10 protein-coding genes are annotated in these 12,728 nt (G+C 70.8%); 4 read left to right on the top strand and 6 right to left on the bottom strand.

The window, feature by feature from the left end:
• The first annotated feature begins 28 nt into the window (after nt 1–28).
• Nucleotides 29–949 carry an alpha/beta fold hydrolase gene (locus tag SHK19_RS12695; RefSeq protein WP_322936434.1) on the top strand — a complete coding sequence of 307 codons (921 nt, stop codon included), beginning with the start codon at nt 29–31 and terminating at the stop codon, nt 947–949.
• Between the two features lies 1 nt (nt 950).
• Here SHK19_RS12695 and SHK19_RS12700 read toward each other — a convergent pair whose 3' ends face one another.
• On the bottom strand, nt 951–2,372 hold the full coding sequence (locus SHK19_RS12700) for a WS/DGAT/MGAT family O-acyltransferase (RefSeq protein ID WP_322936435.1): 1,422 nt from the start codon (nt 2,370–2,372) through the stop codon (nt 951–953).
• A 71-nt stretch (nt 2,373–2,443) separates the two neighbouring features.
• Between SHK19_RS12700 and SHK19_RS12705 the strand changes: the two genes are divergently transcribed.
• Nucleotides 2,444–3,694 carry an alpha/beta hydrolase gene (locus tag SHK19_RS12705; protein ID WP_322455331.1) on the top strand — a complete coding sequence of 417 codons (1,251 nt, stop codon included), beginning with the start codon at nt 2,444–2,446 and terminating at the stop codon, nt 3,692–3,694.
• A 176-nt stretch (nt 3,695–3,870) separates the two neighbouring features.
• On the opposite strand, the gene SHK19_RS12710 is transcribed toward SHK19_RS12705, so the two are convergent.
• The gene (locus tag SHK19_RS12710) at nt 3,871–5,856 is read right to left on the bottom strand and encodes an acyl-CoA dehydrogenase (RefSeq protein WP_322936436.1); all 1,986 of its coding nucleotides are present in this window, start codon (nt 5,854–5,856) and stop codon (nt 3,871–3,873) included.
• Nucleotides 5,857–5,909: 53 nt separating this feature from the next.
• Here SHK19_RS12710 and SHK19_RS12715 point away from each other — a divergent pair, with 53 nt between their 5' ends.
• On the top strand, nt 5,910–6,569 hold the full coding sequence (locus SHK19_RS12715) for a class I SAM-dependent methyltransferase (protein WP_322936437.1): 660 nt from the start codon (nt 5,910–5,912) through the stop codon (nt 6,567–6,569).
• Here the strand turns inward: SHK19_RS12715 and SHK19_RS12720 are convergent.
• The 3 genes from SHK19_RS12720 to SHK19_RS12730 are packed head-to-tail and all read right to left on the bottom strand — an operon-like array spanning nt 6,540 to nt 9,721.
• Nucleotides 6,540–7,697 carry a prenyltransferase/squalene oxidase repeat-containing protein gene (locus SHK19_RS12720; protein WP_322455334.1) on the bottom strand — a complete coding sequence of 386 codons (1,158 nt, stop codon included), beginning with the start codon at nt 7,695–7,697 and terminating at the stop codon, nt 6,540–6,542. The genes SHK19_RS12715 and SHK19_RS12720 overlap by 30 nt on opposite strands.
• Entirely contained in the window at nt 7,690–8,448 is a 759-nt protein-coding gene (locus SHK19_RS12725; protein WP_322936438.1) for a class I SAM-dependent methyltransferase, read from the bottom strand. Before SHK19_RS12725 ends, SHK19_RS12720 begins: the two co-directional genes overlap by 8 nt.
• Nucleotides 8,435–9,721, bottom strand: coding sequence for a glycosyltransferase family 4 protein (locus SHK19_RS12730; protein WP_322936439.1), 1,287 nt, complete (start codon nt 9,719–9,721; stop codon nt 8,435–8,437). The genes SHK19_RS12725 and SHK19_RS12730 overlap by 14 nt, the downstream gene beginning before the upstream one ends.
• A gap of 249 nt (nt 9,722–9,970) precedes the next feature.
• Between SHK19_RS12730 and SHK19_RS12735 the strand changes: the two genes are divergently transcribed.
• Nucleotides 9,971–10,600 (top strand): TetR family transcriptional regulator, encoded by a 630-nt coding sequence (locus tag SHK19_RS12735; RefSeq protein WP_322936440.1) that lies wholly within the window; start codon nt 9,971–9,973, stop codon nt 10,598–10,600.
• Nucleotides 10,601–10,897: 297 nt separating this feature from the next.
• On the opposite strand, the gene SHK19_RS12740 is transcribed toward SHK19_RS12735, so the two are convergent.
• A complete protein-coding gene (locus SHK19_RS12740) occupies nt 10,898–12,238 on the bottom strand; it encodes an HNH endonuclease signature motif containing protein (protein WP_322936441.1) in 1,341 nt (446 codons plus the stop codon).
• Between the last annotated feature and the right edge of the window lie 490 nt (nt 12,239–12,728).

The raw sequence follows: 12,728 nt of genomic DNA on the forward strand, positions 1-12,728 counted from the left end.
GGGTGGAACCTGTTCTAGGGTGACGCGCATGGGGGTCACACCGCTTGCTGTCGTCCGCACCCGCATGTACCTGCCGTGGGCCCCGATCCCCGCCGGACGGATGGTCGAGCTGCCCGGCCGCGGCGGATCGACGTACGTCACTGACTCGCCGGGACCCGACGCCCGGTCGCCGACGGTCGTGCTGCTGCACGCCCTGGGGTGCACCGGCCTGCTGAGCTGGTTCCCCGTCATCCGGCCGCTGTCGGAGCGGTTCCGGGTCGTGACGATGGACCAGCGTGGGCACGGCCGCGGCATCGTCACCGACGACTTCTCACTGGCCGAGTGCGCCGACGACGTCGCCGCGCTGATCGACCTCCTCGGCCTCGAGGACGTCATCGTGGCGGGCTACTCGATGGGGTCGATCGTCGCCCAGCGCGTCTGGCGGCAGCATCCCGACAAGGTCGACGGGCTGGTGCTGTGCGCGACGACCGACCGGTTCCAGCTCACTCCTGCCGAACGGGCGTTCTTCGCCGGGATGGGCGCCGGCATGCTGGCGACGCGGAGCATCTCCCGCAGCCGTACGGCGATCGCCGCCGCCCGCGCCGCGTCCGACCGGCTCGACCTCGATCCCACCGACATGCACAAGTGGGCGCTGCGTGAGTTCCGGTCCACCAGCCCGTGGGCGGTCGGTCAGGCGTTGGCGGCCCTCGGACGGCACCACTCGCGACCCTGGATCGGCCGGATCGACGTACCGACCGCCGTCGTCGTCACCACCAGGGACAAGGTGGTCCGTGCCGAGCGTCAGGTCCGCCTGGCCCGCTCGATCCCGGGCGCGACGATGCACGAGGTGCAGGCGGGCCACGCCGCCTGCGTGCTGAGCGCCGAGCGGTTCGTGCCCGCCCTGATCGAAGCCACGCTCACCGTCAACGCCCGCCGCCGGGACTTCCAGCGGCGCAGCCGGAGCGCCTGACTCAGCGCTTGGCCACGGCCGTGCGGAGCCGCTCGAGCTCGCCGGGGAAGTGCTGCACGAGGGCGTCGCCGTCGGGCACGGACTCCCGGCAGGCGATGGCGCCGACGTGCACCATCCCGGCGTTCGACATCACCGTGATGTTGAGGCCGGCGCCGTGGAAGACCGGCCCCAGCGGGTAGAGCGCCTCGATCCGCGCACCCATGAAGTACAGCGGCACCGGTGGCCCCGGCACGTTGGAGATCACCAGGTTGTGGACCACCGGGTGCTTCTCGGCGAGACGCAGGTTGGCGTAGGTGCGCACCGCCAGCCCGAACGTCCGCGGGGCGGCGAACTCCGCCCAGTCCTGGAGCGCGTCCGCGCTGATCGCGTTGTGGTGGTCCTTCGCGTTGCGGTTGCGCTCGGCGAGCATCTCGAGCCGCTCCAACGGGTCGTCGATGTCGGTGCCGAGCTTGGTGAACAGCGCGGACACCTTGTTGGCGCCCTGGGTCCGCTTCGAGGACTCCCGCACGCTCACCGGCACCGTCGCCATCAGCGACGACTCGGGGAGCTCGCCGCGCTCGGCGAGGTAGGAGCGGAGGGCGCCGCCGCACAGGGTGAGGACCACGTCGTTGACGGTGCTGCCGGTCGCCTTCTTGATCTCGCGGATGTCGTCGAGGTCGACGTCGGCGAGGGCGATCGTGCGGTGGGCGGTGATGGTGCCGTTGAACGACGTCCGCGGCGCTGAGAACGGCGCCGCCATGGCGGTGCCCTCGCGGGCGCGACCGATGCTCTTGGTGATCAGCTCGGCCGAGGGGCCGATGACCTTGAACAGGGTGACCGGCCTGGTGGCGACGCCGATCACGCCGCGGGCGAGGAGCTCGGGGCGTTTGGGGTCGCGCGTCGGGCTCGGCTTCTCCTCCGGCGCGAGCGGCGGGGCGTCCGGCTCCAGCGAGCACAGGTGCGAGATCAGGTTCGAGCCGGAGACGCCGTCGACGGTGGCGTGGTGCATCTTCGAGAACACCACGACCTTCTCGTCGCCGGCAGCACCGTCGGGGCCGTCGGGCCGGTATCCCTCGATCACCCACATCTCCCAGAGCGGCCGCGACCGGTCGAGCGGAAGGGCCGCGAGGTGGGCGCACAGGTCCATCAGCTCGCGGTAGCCGCCCGGGCTCGGCACGGCCAGCCGGTGCACGTGGCGCTCGATGTCGAACTGCTGGTCGCGCACCCAGACCGGGTGGTCCAGGCCCATCGGCACGCCGCGGATCTTGCGCGTGAACGCCGGCACGTCGTGGACGCTGTCGTCGATGTGCGCCATCAGGTCGGCGAAGGTGTACGGCGTCGGCATGGTGCTCTGGTCGAGCACCATCACCGCGCAGACGTGCATCAGCTGGGCGGGGGTCTCGAGGTACAGGAAGCTCGCGTCGAGTCCTGACAATCGGTCCATCCGTCGCTCCCATCAGCGCGGGAAGTAGAACGGGTTCTATTCTGCAACAGAAGCCCGATAATCTCCTCATCATGGTCAACGGATACGTCGCGCGCCAGGCGGTCACCGCCGCACTCACCGCCAACGCGATCCGCCCGTTCCCCGGCTTCCGGGCCGGCGTCCCGGCGTTCTTCGCCGGCTGGCTGACCGGCGAGCTCGCCCCGCACGTCCTCGCCCTGACCGCGACCGACACCGCGGCCCAGCTCGCGCGCGGTCGTCGCGACCCGCTCGGCCTCGCCCTTGCGGGCGCGAGCGCGGTCGGGCTGGGCTACCTCATCGGTCAGAGCCGCCGGGCGGTCCACATCGCGGAGGACGCGCTGGTCGAGGCCCTCGGTGTCGACTACGTCGAGCAGCTCGACGAGGCGCCGAGCCCGGCCGACCTCGCGACGCCGTGGGGTCGCGTGGTCAACCCGTTCGCGTTCGGGCGCGCCCGCCGCAAGGCCGGTGTGCAGGTCAAGCGCGACGTGCCGTTCGCGCCGTACGGCAAGCGCGGCATGCTCGACATCTACACGTCGACCAACACCCCGTCGTCAGGTGCGCCGGTCCTGCTCCAGGTCCACGGCGGCGCCTGGGTCATCGGCACCAAGGAGCAGCAGGGCCTCGCCCTGATGGAGCACCTCGCCGCCAAGGGCTGGGTGTGCGTGGCGGTCAACTACCGGCTCGCACCGCGCGACCGGTGGCCGGCGCACATCGTCGACGTCAAGCAGGCGATCGCCTGGATCAAGGACAACATCGCCGGCTACGGCGGCGATCCCGACTACATCGCGATCACGGGTGGCTCCGCGGGCGGGCACCTCACCTCGCTCGCCGCCCTCACCCCGAACGACCCGGAGTTCCAGCCCGGGTTCGAGGACAAGGACACCACCGTGCAGGTCGCGGTGCCCCACTACGGCGTCTACGACATGTCCGGGGTGACCGGCAACCGCAACGTCGAGCTGATGCGGGACCACTTCCTCTCCAAGCGGGTCTTCCCGGAGCCGTACTCAGCCGCACCGGAGGTCTACGAGGCCGCCACCCCGTTGCTGCGGGTCACCCCGGAGGCCCCTGACTTCTTCCTCCTGCACGGCCGCAACGACACCCTCGTCGGCGTCGAGCAGGCGCGTGAGCTCGTGGAGCGGCTGCGGGAGACGTCGAAACGGTCCGTGGTGTACGCCGAGCTCCCCCATGCCCAGCACGCGTTCGACGTCTTCCCCTCGATCCGGTCGCAGCACATCGTGCGCGCCATCGACCGTTACCTGCACTGGCACTGGAACATGTGGCGCGTGGAGCAGGGTCGCAATTAGGGCACGTCTCCTTATCCCGCGCCTGCTACGCGACGTTTCCGGCTCAATCTGGCTGCGTTGGCGTCGTTCGATGGGCGGACAAGCACGACTTCACTCCGCCGCCTTGCCAGATCGGCCGGAACCGCCGCTCGCGACGCCGCCGGATAAGGAGACGCGCCCTAGCGCGCCCGTTCAGCTCAGCGCGGCAGGCCGAGGATCCGCTCGCCCACGACGTTGCGCAGGATCTGCGTCGTACCGCCCGCGATCGACAGGCAGCGGGTGTTGAGCATCTCCCAGACGTCGGCGGCGAGGCCGTCGGCGTCGCGCTCGATCGCACCGGTCGCCGCCACCGCGTCGCCCTGGAGCTCGACGACGAGCTCCGACGACGACTGGCGGCTGCGTACGCCGAGCAGCTTGGCGACGCTCGACTCCGCACCCGGTCCGTGTCCGCCGATCGCGCGCAGCGTGGTCCGGACAGCGAGCAGGCCGCACACGGTCGCCAGCGCGACGGCGTGCCCGACCCGGGCGGCCTCGACGGGTCCCAGACCAGCGCCGGCCAGGTCGACCGCCCGCTCGACGCTCTTGCCCAGCCGGGCGCTCGCCATCGCGACCCGCTCGTTGGCGAGCGTGGTGCGCGCGAGCCGCCAGCCGTCACCGGGCTCGGCGACGACGCAGTCGTCCGGCACGAACACGTCGTCGAGGAACACCTCGTTGAACAGCGCCTCTCCGGTGATCTCGCGGAGCGGCCGCACCTCGATCCCGGGCGACCTCATGTCGACGAGGAAGTAGGTGATGCCCTGGTGCTGGGGAACGTCGGGATCGGTCCGGGCCAGGCAGATGCCCCAGTCGGCCCGCTCGGCGACGGAGTTCCAGACCTTCTGCCCGGTCAGTCGCCAGCCGCCGTCGACCCGCTCGGCGCGCATCCGCAGCGAGGCCAGGTCGGAGCCGGCGCCCGGCTCGGAGAACAGCTGGCACCAGGTGAGCTCGCCGAGGAGCGACGGGCGCACGAACCTCTCGCGCTGCGCATCCGTGCCGTGCTGCAGGATCGTGGGGACCGCCCAGCCGGCGATCACCAGGTCCGGGCGGGCCACGCCGGCGCGGGCGAGCTCCTGGTCGATGACGACCTGGGTCACCGGATCGGCGGCCAGGCCGTACGGCGCGGGCCAGTGCGGAGTGAGGTAGCCGGTCTCGACCAGCGCCGCCCGTTGCTCGGCCGCGGGAAGGCCGGTGATCCGCTCAGCGGTGGCCCGGGCCTCGGCCCGGAGCGGCTCGTCGAGCCCACCGAGGTCGACGTCCACGCGGCGTCGTACTCCCCCGACGGCGGCCTCGGTCAGCCGGGTTGCCGCTGAGTCGGCCGACCCGACCAGCGCCCGCAGAGACACCGCCCGCCGCAGGTAGAGGTGGGCGTCGTGCTCGTAGGTGAAGCCGATCCCGCCGAGCACCTGGATGCAGGCCTTGGCGACCTCGACCGCGCCGCTGAAGCAGACCGCCTGAGCGACGTCGACCGCGAACGCCCACTGCTCGTCGTCCGCTGCATCCGCGGTGCAGGCCGCGTCCCACGCCGCCGCGGTCACGGCCTCGGCCGTCTCGAGCATCTCGGCGCAGAGGTGCTTGATCGCCTGGAAGGACCCGATCGGCTTGCCGAACTGCTCGCGCACCTTGGCGTACTCCACCGCGGTGTCGAGGCACCAGCGGGCCACGCCGGAGGCCTCGGCGGCCGCCAGCGTCACCGCCGTACGGCGGACCCGCTCGTCGATCTCGCCACCTTCGACCGGCGCACCGTGCCGTGCGCTCAGGTCCAGCCCGTCCAACGCGTCGGCGGCCCCTGCGGTCCCGCCGTCCCAGACCAGGCCACCGGGGTGGACCTGCACACCGTGCCGCCCGGGCGTACCGGTGACGATCGCGCCGATGGCCGCACCGAGCAGACCGCCCGGCACCAGCTCGTAGGCGCACGCCTCGAGCGCGACGGCCTCGTCGAGGACCGTGCCGCCGCCCCCGCCAGCCGCCTCGGGCAGGGCGATCGCGGCGACGCCCATCTCCTCGGCGGCGGCCCAGATGTCGTCGAAGCGCTCGTCGACCCGTCCCTCGGCGGCGCGCACCGCCTCGACGGCGCCGAGGCTGGTCGCCCACTTGCGCAGGCTCGCGGCCAGCTCCTGGTGCTCGTCGGTGATCCCGATCGACATTGCACTCCTTGGTCGAAAACTAGAACCTGTTCTAAGACTACTAGAGTCGCGCCGTGACCGACACGATGCCGCCGGACCTGCTCGAGCACGCGCTCGCGGCGAAAGGTTTCATGCCGCCCGACGAGGGGGCGCTCCTCCACCGGGTGGCCCGCGAGCGACTCCCCCACGGTCCGGCGCTCGAGGTCGGCACCTACTGCGGCAAGTCGGCGATCTATCTCGGCGCGGCCGCCCGCGAGGTCGGAGGAGTCGTCTTCACCGTCGACCACCACCGCGGCTCGGAGGAGAACCAGGCGGGCTGGGAGCACCACGACCCGACCGTCGTGGATCCGGAGCTCGGGGTGATGGACACGCTGCCGACGTTCCGGCGGACGATCGCCCGCGCCGGGCTCGAGGACCACGTCATCGCGGTCGTCGGTCGCTCGACCACCGTTGCCGCACACTGGCGCACGCCGCTGTCCCTGCTCTTCATCGACGGCGGGCACGGTGAGCAGCCCGCGCGGGACGACCTCGCGTCATGGGCGCACTGGGTGATGCCGGGCGGCTTGTTCGCCATCCACGACGTGTTCCCCGACCCTGCGGACGGCGGGCGCCCGCCGTACGAGCAGATCTACCTGCCTGCGCTCGAGAGCGGCGCCTTCGAGGAGGTCGAGGTGGCCGGCTCGATGCGGGTGCTGCGGCGGACGTCAGGCGTGGCCGGCGACCCGCTCGGGTGACGGGCAGTCGCACTCCAGCGCAATCTCCTGGAAGTGCGGCGCCAGCGACGTCCCGCGCATGATCCCCGATCCCGGCGTGCTGTGGCCGGCGACCTCGCCCAGCGCGTCCGCGGCGAGGATCACGGCTGCCGCGGTGTATGTCGTGTGCTCGTCGGGCCACGGCACGTTGCGCGGCTCGACCTCGCCGGCAGCGTTGACGACCTCGACCTCCGCCGCGGTCTCGCCGTAGACCCAGCCGGTCCAGTACTTGCCTTCCTCGCCGCGGAGGTGCTGCATGTCGGCGAACAGGCGCTTCGCGCGGCGGTGGTCACCGAGGGTGTCCAGCGCCATCGCGAGCTCGCACGTCTCCGCCCCGGTGACCCAGGGGTTCGTGTCGACGCACCGGATGCCGAGATCGGGCACGACGAAGTCGTCCCACCGCGACTCGAGGAGCTCGAAGGCGTCCCTGCCGCGCACCGCACCGCCGAGGACGGGGTAGTACCAGTCCATCGAGAAGGTGCTCTTGTCGGCGAACAGGTCCCGGTGCACGCGGATGGCGTGGCCGAGCCGCCCGCCCGCGAGCTCCCACTCGGGCTGCGGGTCGTCCATCAGGTCGGCGAGCGCGACGCCCGCTCGCAGGGAGTGGTAGATCGAGGAGTTGCCGGTGAGCAGGCAGAAGTCGTCGACCGGCGTCCACCGGATGCCGCCGAACGGCTCCTGCATCGAGACCACCCAGTCGAGCGCCGCGCGGACCGACGGCCAGTAGCGCTCCACGAATCGGATGTCGTTGCGGACCAGCCAGTGGTGCCAGAGGCCGACGGCGAAGTACGCCGACATGTTGACCTCGCCACGGTGGTCCTCCGGCTCGCCGTCGACGATCTTCATCGGGAACGACCCGTCCGGGCGCTGCATCGTCGGGATCCACGCGTAGGCGCGCTCTGCGGCGGCCACCTGGCCGCCGACGAGCATCGCCATCGCGCCCTCGACGTGGTTCCAGATGTCGACGTGCTCGCCGACCGTCCACGGGATCGCGCCACACGGCTCCTGCATCGAAGCGATCGACGCGGCGGTCTCCGCGATGTCGACGGCGCTCAGCACGCCCTCGACGTACGGCAACCGGGCGAGGGGGACCTCGGAGACCTCACGCACCCTGCGCCGCCTCGGGCTTGCGGAAGTACAGCACCATGCTCTTGCCGATCACCGGGTCCAGCACCTTGCCGGCGAGCATGAGTGCGGTGGGCTGCTTCATGATCTCCCAGACCAGCAGCTTGTGGTACGCCTTGGCGAGCGGGTGGTCGTCGTTGTCGACACCGACCGCGCACTTGATCCACCAGTACGGAGAGTGCAGCCCGTGTGCGTAGTCCTTGCCCTCGAAGATCATCGCGTCGCCCGGGGTGCCGTCGTTGGGGCGGCCGGCCTTGGTGACCTTGTCGATCAGCTCGAGGTCGGTGTAGATCCGGATGTGCCCACCCGTGGCGTCGTGGTAGGCGCGAGAGAGCCTCCAGTTGATGACCTCAGGCAGCCAGCGCGGCACGGAGACGGCGAGCGTGCCGCCCGGTCGCAGCACCCGGACCAGCTCCTTGATCGCGGCGACGTCCTCCCAGATGTGCTCGAGGACCTCGGCGGCGACGATCCGGTCGAACTCGCCGTCGGCGAACGGCAGCGCGAGCGCGTCACCCTGCTTGACGTCGGCCTCGGCGCCCAGCGGCACCTCGCCGGCCTCCCTCATGGCAGCGAACAGGTCGCGCACGTTCTCGAGCTCGTCGGCGTCCATGTCGAAGGCGATCACGTCGGCGCCGCGGCGGTACATCTCGAAGCTGTGACGGCCGGCGCCGGCGCCCATGTCGAGCACCCGGTCGCCCGGCTGCAGGCCGAGGCGGTCGAAGTCAACGGTCAGCATGTTCCTGCTCCTGGTTGTACTGGGTGATGACATCGGCGAGCACGTCGGCGGTCCTGACCGCGACGGCACTCCAGCTGAAGAGGTCCTTGACCCGCTGGCGACCCGCGGCGCCCAAGCACGCACGCCGCTCTGGGTCGTCGAGCAGGGCGCCGATGGCGTGGGCGAGCGCGCCGACGTCGCCGGGCTCGACCACCTCCGCACAGAGGCCGTCGGGACCGACGACCTCCGGGATGGCGCCGGCCCGCGACACGACCAAGGGGGTCTCGCACGCCATGAGCTCTGCCGTCGGCAGCGAGAACCCCTCGTAGAGGGAGGGGACGCACGCCAGCTCGGCCGATCCCATCAGCGCGACCAGCTCGTCGTCGGTGAGGCCGCTGGCGAAGCTCACCTGCCCGGCGATGCCGAGCTTGTCGATGAGCTTCTCGGTGACACCGCCCTCCTTCGGCTTGGTCACCAGGACCAGCTCGAGGTCGCGCTCGGTCAGCAGCTTGGCGAAGGCCTCCAGCAGGATGTGGATGCCCTTCAAGGGTGCATCCGCACTTGCCATGGCGAGGATCCGCCCGGGCACCCGCGGCGCCGTCGGAGGGCTGAACCTCTCGTCGACTCCCAGCAGGATCGTCTCGATCCGCGCCGTGTCGACACCGAACTCCCGTGCGACGTCACGCTTCGACGACTCCGACGGCACGATGACCTGGCGCAGCCGGGGCGCGGTGCGCTTCTGCTGGGCGAGGAACGAGTACCAGCGCCAGACGCCGACCTTGGGGAACTCCAGACGCCACCGCGAGTTCGCTTTCCTCCGCACCCAGGGCGCCACCTCGAGCTCGATGGCCCGGTCCATCGTGATCGGGTGATGAATGGTCGACGCGAGCGGCAGGCCGAAGCTCTCGACCTCGAGCACCGGCGTCGCCAGGGTCTGGTTGTCGAGGACGATGTCGAACTCGTCGCGGCGGGCCCGGAGCAGCTTGACGACGCGCTTGGCGAACGTGAGCGGCTCGGGGAACGCGCCACTGCGCATCCGCAGCCACTCCTCGACGTCGACGAGGTCCCGGAACTCCCGCGGACGCGGGTTGCGGAACTCGTCGCCCGGCCGGTAGAGGTCGAGGCTCGGCACCTTGGTGAGGACGACGCCCTCGTCGAGGTCGGGGTAGGGCTGTCCCGAGAACACCTCGACCGTGTGACCGAGGGCGACGAGCTCACGGCTCAGGCGTCGGATGTAGATGCCCTGCCCGCCCACGTGGGGCTTGCTGCGGTACGACAGCATCGCGATCCGCATGGCCGACTCCTCTTCCCTCATCCCGGCGCTGGCTCGTTGCGCTGAGTCGCGGCGCCGAGCTCCGGGTGGAGCAGGGCCGTCAGAACATAGAACGTGTTCCTATTATGGGTTACGTACGGGTAGCCTATCTACGAGCGTCCCAGCGTGAGGAATGCTGAAGACGCCTCAGATTTCAACATTCCGGCTCGGGTGCGTCATTCAAGTGACGTGAGGCACACCCGAGCTCGCCGACGTCGCAGGGAGACCGTCGTGACCATCGCCAACTCGATCTCGACCGACGACCGCCAGGCCGGCACCGACTCCGCCGGCAGCGCCGCTCAGCGCGACCGGCGGAAGCGGATCCTCGACGCCACCTACGACCTGGCCAAGGAGGGCGGTTTCGACGCCGTCCAGATGCGCGCCGTCGCCGAGCAGGCCGACGTCGCGCTCGGCACGCTGTACCGCTACTTCCCCTCCAAGATCCACCTGCTGGTGTCGGCGCTCGACCGGCAGTTCGAGGAGGCCCAGGCCAGGCTTCAGGTCCGCGAGATCCCCGGCGACACCCCCAGCGAGCGCGTGCTCTACGTCCTGAAGCGGCTCACCCGCGGCATGCAGGGCGACCCCAAGCTCACCGAGGCCCTGACGCGGGCCTTCATGTTCGCTGACGCGAGCGTGGCCAACGAGATCCACGCGGTCGGCATGTCGATGACGACGATCGTCACCCACGCCATGCACGGCACCGTGCCCGACAGCGACGAGATCACCGAGGACGACATCGTGCTGGCCCGGGTGATCGGCGACGTGTGGCTCTCCGCGCTGATGGCCTGGGTCACCGGCCGCTCGACCGCCCCCGAGACCGCCGCCCACATGGAGACGGCCGTCCGGCTGATCCTGCGCTGACGTTCGTCAGTCCTGCGGCACGATGTCGACTACGTCCAGTTCCGTGGCGATCTCACACTTGTAGTCGCGAGGGTGGCAGCCCACCCAAGCGCGACTGCCTGACCGCTTGGTGGCGCCGCGGTGGTTGCGGTGCGGTTCCCCGGGCCCTGCGCGGGCGCCGGGGAGGTCTGGGGTGCTCGTTGTGGTTGCGGCCGCAAGGGGATGTCGGGTGGTGGCGGCAGGTCGGCGGCTTGCGGCTTCGGGACCGGTGTGGGCATGCCTTTGGCCCCGCCGGTGGCGGGGTGCGGGGCTGGGTAGCTAGTTCTCGGGTGGTGTGGCGGTGAGTTGGTGGGTGCCGGTGGGGTCGACCAGGTAGGTGCCGGTGGGGAGGGTCCAGTGGTAGGTGCCGGGGCTGAGCATCCGGTAGCTGGCTCGGCCCGAGGTTTTGTACCGGTGGTGGCCGCGGCAGGCCGGGGAGAGGTTGCAGGCACAGGTCGTCCCGCCCTCGGCGTGTGGGGTGATGTGGTCGAGGTCGCAGGCTTCGGCGGGTTGGGTGCAGTAGGGGAAGCCGCAGTGGTGGTCACGGTCGGTGACCTGGCGGCGGATCCGGTCGGGGATCTCATAGGAGTCGACCGGCTGGTGGCCGGCGAGGTCGACCACCGGCCGCACGACCACAGTGGTGTTGGGGGTGTTGAGCCATTCCTTGACCTGCTCCACGCTGATCGGGGTGCGGGTGTTGCCGAACCGGCCCACGGTCTGGTCGGTGGCGGACAGGTGGACGGTGAGCTCGGTCTTCCGCCCGGGAATGGTCCTAGTGATCTCTCCGGTGTCGGGGTCGGCGACCTCCAGGTCGAGGACCAGGTCCTCCCGGGCGATCTCACCCAGCGCTTTGGCCCGACGGACCTCCAGGGTGTCGGTGTCGCCGAGCTGGCCGGCGAGCTTGGCGCGGCGGGCGATCGCGTGTTCGAGGTCGAGGGCATCCGCGGCGTCCAGGGTGGCGTCGACCTGGGCGGTGCCGTTGTAGCCGACCCGGTCCAGGCCGGTGTGGACGTGTCGGTGGTCCCGGGACTCCCGGCGCCGTTCCTCCGCGGCATCCGGGTCGTAGCGGACCAGGGCTTCCTCGACCAGCCGGTCGACCTGCGCCCAGGTGACCCCGTGCGCGAACGGTGCCAGGTGGCTGTCGACAAACCCGACAGCATTCTGCGGTAGGAGGCGGGTGGCGTCGGCGACCCGCAGGGCTTTCCACACCGGCACCTGCCCGTCGAGGAGGCGGGTCCAGGTCTTGGGGAGGCGGTGGGCGAGCTCGAGGACCTGGCCGACGTAGTTGCGCCCCGAGTCCAGCGACCGCCCCAACAACGCGGAGAGCTCCATCACCGCGAAGTCACTGATCAGCGGTGCACCGGGTCCGGCCAGCGGGAGCCCGGTGTCCAGACCCCGCTCGGTCAACGTCGCCACATCCGCCGCGTCCTCGGCCACGACGTGCTCGCCGGCCCAATCGGCGATCTCGCGGACGGTGGCGATCTCCTGATCGGCAATGACCGTGCGGCGCTGCTTGATGCTGGCCAGCAGCGCCTGGGACCGGGTCACCGCAACCGGCGCGGCGACCTGGTCCGCCACCGGGGCGGTGAGGTCGAAGAGCGGTGCGGTCCCGAGATCCATGAGGCCTATTCAACCCCGACCCTCCGACACAACGAAACGCTCAGAACCCCCCTGTGGACAGGCGATTCGCCGTTCCATGCCTGTGGACGGAAGGTGGTCCGACGGCTTGGTTTCGAGGCTCCTCGCTGCGCTCGTCGCACCTCAACCAGCGGCCACGGTGAGCCGGCCGCGGCGCGCAACCAGCGGCGCTCCGCGTCCTCGTCCAAAGCCTGTCGGTCGCAACCATCCGCGGCGCGCAACCGGCGGACAGAGGGGTCGCGAGAGGGTCGCGAATGCGACCTCCTCGACCAGCGGCGCTTCCGAACCCACCGCAAGCCGGCAGCGGCGCGCAACCAGCGGCGCTCCGCGTCCTCGTCCAAAGCCTGTCGGTCGCAACCCCTGCGGACCGCAACGAGGGCTCATAGGTCCAAGGGATCTCGAGACGGTCGCGGGAGCGCCCTCATCGACCAACGTTGCGGGCGCGGTTTCCTCGTGACGGTCGATGCAACCT

The sequence above is a fragment of the Nocardioides bizhenqiangii genome (assembly GCF_034661235.1).
GTDB lineage: Bacteria > Actinomycetota > Actinomycetes > Propionibacteriales > Nocardioidaceae > Nocardioides > Nocardioides bizhenqiangii.

Excerpts from the sequence above, each read along its gene's own strand:
- SHK19_RS12695 (WP_322936434.1), top strand. The coding sequence starts at position 29 with ATGGGGGTCACACCGCTTGCTGTCGTCCGCACCCGCATGTACCTGCCG.
- SHK19_RS12700 (WP_322936435.1), bottom strand. The coding sequence starts at position 2,372 with ATGGACCGATTGTCAGGACTCGACGCGAGCTTCCTGTACCTCGAGACC.
- SHK19_RS12705 (WP_322455331.1), top strand. The coding sequence starts at position 2,444 with ATGGTCAACGGATACGTCGCGCGCCAGGCGGTCACCGCCGCACTCACC.
- SHK19_RS12710 (WP_322936436.1), bottom strand. The coding sequence starts at position 5,856 with ATGTCGATCGGGATCACCGACGAGCACCAGGAGCTGGCCGCGAGCCTG.
- SHK19_RS12725 (WP_322936438.1), bottom strand. The coding sequence starts at position 8,448 with ATGCTGACCGTTGACTTCGACCGCCTCGGCCTGCAGCCGGGCGACCGG.
- SHK19_RS12730 (WP_322936439.1), bottom strand. The coding sequence starts at position 9,721 with ATGCGGATCGCGATGCTGTCGTACCGCAGCAAGCCCCACGTGGGCGGG.
- SHK19_RS12740 (WP_322936441.1), bottom strand. The coding sequence starts at position 12,238 with ATGGATCTCGGGACCGCACCGCTCTTCGACCTCACCGCCCCGGTGGCG.